5 protein-coding genes are annotated in these 3997 nt (G+C 49.8%); 3 read left to right on the plus strand and 2 right to left on the minus strand.

Annotated features, from left to right (window positions below; genetic code table 11):
* Positions 1–286: 286 nt before the first annotated feature.
* The gene (locus tag NNO02_RS22815) at positions 287–790 is read left to right on the plus strand and encodes a non-heme ferritin-like protein (RefSeq protein ID WP_271442707.1); all 504 of its coding nucleotides are present in this window, start codon (positions 287–289) and stop codon (positions 788–790) included.
* A gap of 80 nt (positions 791–870) precedes the next feature.
* Here the strand turns inward: NNO02_RS22815 and NNO02_RS22820 are convergent, their stop codons facing one another.
* Positions 871–1122: a DUF2766 family protein gene (locus NNO02_RS22820; protein ID WP_005127709.1), complete on the minus strand. Its 252-nt coding sequence runs from the start codon at positions 1120–1122 to the stop codon at positions 871–873.
* 131 nt (positions 1123–1253) lie between these two features.
* Between NNO02_RS22820 and NNO02_RS22825 the strand changes: the two genes are divergently transcribed.
* The gene (locus NNO02_RS22825; protein WP_271450235.1) at positions 1254–2675 is read left to right on the plus strand and encodes an MFS transporter; all 1422 of its coding nucleotides are present in this window, start codon (positions 1254–1256) and stop codon (positions 2673–2675) included.
* Positions 2676–2713: 38 nt separating this feature from the next.
* Here the strand turns inward: NNO02_RS22825 and NNO02_RS22830 are convergent, their stop codons facing one another.
* Positions 2714–3352, minus strand: coding sequence for an RpiB/LacA/LacB family sugar-phosphate isomerase (locus NNO02_RS22830; protein ID WP_061068094.1), 639 nt, complete (start codon positions 3350–3352; stop codon positions 2714–2716).
* A gap of 269 nt (positions 3353–3621) precedes the next feature.
* Here NNO02_RS22830 and NNO02_RS22835 point away from each other — a divergent pair, with 269 nt between their 5' ends.
* Entirely contained in the window at positions 3622–3957 is a 336-nt protein-coding gene (locus tag NNO02_RS22835; RefSeq protein ID WP_271455831.1) for a YecR-like lipofamily protein, read from the plus strand.
* Positions 3958–3997: the final 40 nt, after the last annotated feature.

Genomic DNA, 3997 nt, shown 5'->3' on the forward strand with positions numbered 1-3997 from the left:
AATTACATTCACACCCATTATATACACAAATGGCATAGCCAAGAATATTGCTATACCAATATGTAAAAAAACATAAATAGGCCGTTTTAAGGATTTTCTTAATGCCAAGCACGCGCTATGCTGATTCACGATCGGAAGCGAATATAATTCGTGATCATCTAAAGGACCGGCGGAACGGATTTTTTCTGCTAACAGTATTACTCGTACGTAGATGTGAAGTGCAACGGCAGCCCGTTGTACTGGCGTTGGTGACGTACTTCTCCTTTCTGGAAATAAGGATATTGATATGGCTGCAGTTGGAATTGTTCACAAACTCAACACGCAAATGAACCTTGAGTTTTACGCATCGAATCTCTACCTTCACCTCAGTGAATGGTGCTACGAACACAGCCTGACAGGCACCGCGACGTTTCTGCGCACTCAGGCGCAGGGTAACGTGACGCAAATGATGCGTATGTTTAATTTTATGAAAAGCGCAGGGGCTAACCCCATCGTCAAGGCCATCGATGTTCCCGGTGATGAGCTAACTTCGCTTGAAGAACTGTTTCAGAAAACGCTGGAAGATTATCAACAGCGTTCGCGTACGCTGTCGCGTTTGACGGATGAAGCCGAAGCATTGAACGACGCGCCAACCGTTGATTTTCTTCATGATCTGGAAAAAGAACAGCAGCAGGATGGCGTGCTGTTACAAACGATTCTTGATGAAGTTCGTAGCGCTAAACGCGCTGGATTGTGTATGGCACAAACGGATAAGCATTTGCTAAACGTCGTAAACTACCAACATCACTGATATCCGATCGCGACAAATCTGCGCCTCCCGTTCTGAGAGGCGCAAAAAAACCTTTCTAAAACCTGAAACAACGGTTTATTTTAGTGAGACTCATTCTGCGGGGTGAATTTCAGCTCGATCAACGCAACCGCTTTTTGAATTGCGCGCATCGTAACGGGATCAGCCCCCGCGGGATGGCTGGAAAAGTCGATGCTTTTCAGTTGGCTGGACATTTTTTCCCGCACTTCTACCGGGGCAATAACATCAATAACATCCAGGATTTGCTTGATAACCAACTGGCAGGCAACAACGTCCGAGAGCAGTTCCTGATCGGCATTCAGTGTTTGGGACATAGTGAGCTCCTTATAGAAAGGTCGTCATAGTACCCATTCAGCGCTCGAAACGGTAGCGGCGAAAGCAGTACAGCCGCGCTGAAAATAAAAAAACAGCTCCAGTTAATTTCGTTTGAGATGGCAAGCACAACATGAGTGAACATTTAGCGGTTGAAAATAAGCGGGGTCTTTCTCCGGCTGCACTACTGGTCGCCGGGGCCTTCTTTATGGAGTTCATCGATGGCACGGTGATTGCGACGGCCCTGCCCGATATGGCAAAAAGTTTCGGCGTGCAGGCCGTTGATCTGAACATCGGCATCAGTGCTTATCTGATTACGCTGGCGGTTCTCATCCCTGCCAGTGGCTGGATTGCCGATCGTTTTGGTGCCCGAAAAGTGTTTACCCTGGCACTGGCGATCTTTACCTTCGCCTCAGTCTTATGCGGACTCGCCACCAGCATTGAAGGTTTTGTGGCAATGCGCATTTTACAGGGTGTCGGGGGGGCACTCATGGTGCCGGTCGGCCGCCTCGCCGTTCTGCGTACCACGCCTAAACATCAGTTGATCACCGCGATCGCCACCCTGACCTGGCCTGCCTTAGTGGCCCCCATAATTGGCCCCCCCTTGGGCGGATTTATTACCAGTTATGCCAACTGGCGCTGGATCTTCTTTATTAATGTGCCACTGGGGTTGCTGGCGATAGCGCTGGCGCTGCGTTTTATCCCGGATATTCATGATGACGAACGTCGCCCGTTCGATTTTCCCGGTTTTATTGCCACATCGGTCGCGATGGTCAGTCTGGTATATGCGATGGAACTGCTGGGAACCCAACAGCCGCAGGGCTGGTTAACTGCGGGACTTCTGGTACTTGGAATCGCCACGTTCCTGTTTGCCCTGCGTCATTTTCGCCAAACCGCGTGGCCGATGATTCGTCTGGATGCCATGCGCGTTCCTACATTTCGTGTCACGATGTACGGCGGTTCTCTGTTTCGTGCTTCTATCAGTGCGGTACCCTTTCTGTTGCCACTGATGTTTCAGGTTGGTTTTGGTATGAATGCTTTTCATGCCGGTTCCCTGGTATTGGCCGTGTTTGTTGGCAACCTGACGATTAAACCCGCGACTACCCCGTTAATACGCTGGTTAGGCTTTAAAAAGCTGCTGCTGATAAACGGCGCGCTTAATGTGCTGGCGCTATTGGCCTGTGCGCTGATCACACCGCAAACTCCCGTATGGGTAATTTTACTGGTGCTGTATCTGGGCGGCGTTTTTCGCTCAATTCAGTTTACCGGTGTCAGCACGTTGGCATTTGCGGATGTTCCTGCATCGCAGATGAGCTATGCCAATACGCTGTTTAGTACAGCGACGCAACTGGCTGTCGGATTAGGGATTTCGTTGGCGGCTATCGGGATCCGCATCGGGGATCAAGTGAGTGAATGGTGGTCACTGGGGGCGATACCCGGCATCAGTTTCCGGCTGGCATTCGTCGCTATCGCCATGATTTGCCTGATAGGAATGGTTGATACGCTGCGGCTTACCCGCGATGCAGGAAGCGCTGTATCAAATAAACGTCGATAAGCCCGATAGTTCAGTTCACACTATCGGGCCAACCGGGTTTAGCCAATAACTTCACGGACAAAGGCTTCAATCGCTTTGTCCTGGCAGTTTTCAAAGAAACACTGCTGGAAACGTGGACCTGAAACGGCGGTTTTCACCAGTTCAGGATCGATAGCGCGCAGGGTATCAAGATAATTTTCTTTTACTACTGCCGCTTTCACCTGGTTCAAAATCCCCGCATTACGCACCTGCGGGTCTTTCCGCTCTGGCGGATAACCTTCACCATTACGACCGGTAAACGCTTTTTCAAACATATACCGGACGTTCAGTTCAGCCCCCCAGCCAAACCCTTTCGCAAAGGCCAGCGAGAGCGCATTACCGTTGTTGATCTGCGCAAACAGGAACGCATCCGCGGGATCAAGGCAGTAGCCGCACACCACACCGGGGTGAATATTCAGTGACATCATGGCTCCCTGACCCGTACCGCAGCCCGTGACAACGAAATCAACCGCTTTTGAATTGAGCAGAATGCTGGCCATGATGCCCAGATGGATGTAAGTCAGATGGTGATCATTTTCGTCGCTCATCCCGACGTTGAACACAGGAAAACCTTTTTCATCCGCGACAGACTTAAGTTCATGGTGAATGATCGCGTTTTTGCTTGCCTGGCTGTTTTCCATCATCAATGCAATTTTCATTGTGTACTCTCCTGAATGCGCCGCGGGGGGCCCGCCGTAAGTCATGACATTTCAGTCACATTACTATTTAGTAAATCAGCTTTCAAATTTTATGAAATTAAGTTTCATAAAATATCGAGATGCTCACGGTTTTTGCGCCAGCCTTCAGATTTGACTCATAAACAGGGTGTCGTTGTGATTAATCGCAGGTGATCTTCTGGCTATTCAGGCCATTGATTAGCCGTGATGTATGTCAGGATAGCGCATCACCGATTTTTCAGAGCGATTTCATGAAGACCTTTATTCTTGCCCTCTTACCGCTCATGCTGACGGGATGCACCATCACTAAGCAGGCTCAGGTCAGCGAAGCCAGCAACATTACCGGCGTGGTTCGTCTGACTTACAACCAGGCCATGCTACAAACAGCACGTACCGACGACTATGTTGCTCAGGGAACTGCGACAAAAGAATGTCAGCGCATGGGCTATGCCAGTGCAGTCGGATTTGGCCAGCCAGTTGCGACCTGCAGCGTTTATGCCGGTTCTCTGTGTTTGAATACCAAAATCACGCTGTCCTGGCAGTGTCACGGTGTTGCCGTACCACAAACTTCCATTTTCCAGTATTAATCATTCCGACCAGCACACCTGCTGGTCATCTATTCTATTT

The sequence above is a fragment of the Citrobacter sp. Awk 2 genome, assembly GCF_028069815.1.
Lineage (GTDB): Bacteria > Pseudomonadota > Gammaproteobacteria > Enterobacterales > Enterobacteriaceae > Citrobacter.

Coding starts and splice junctions, on each gene's coding strand:
- NNO02_RS22820 (WP_005127709.1), bottom strand. CDS start 1,122: ATGTCCCAAACACTGAATGCCGATCAGGAACTGCTCTCGGACGTTGTT.
- NNO02_RS22835 (WP_271455831.1), top strand. CDS start 3,622: ATGAAGACCTTTATTCTTGCCCTCTTACCGCTCATGCTGACGGGATGC.
- NNO02_RS22815 (WP_271442707.1), top strand. CDS start 287: ATGGCTGCAGTTGGAATTGTTCACAAACTCAACACGCAAATGAACCTT.
- NNO02_RS22830 (WP_061068094.1), bottom strand. CDS start 3,352: ATGAAAATTGCATTGATGATGGAAAACAGCCAGGCAAGCAAAAACGCG.
- NNO02_RS22825 (WP_271450235.1), top strand. CDS start 1,254: ATGAGTGAACATTTAGCGGTTGAAAATAAGCGGGGTCTTTCTCCGGCT.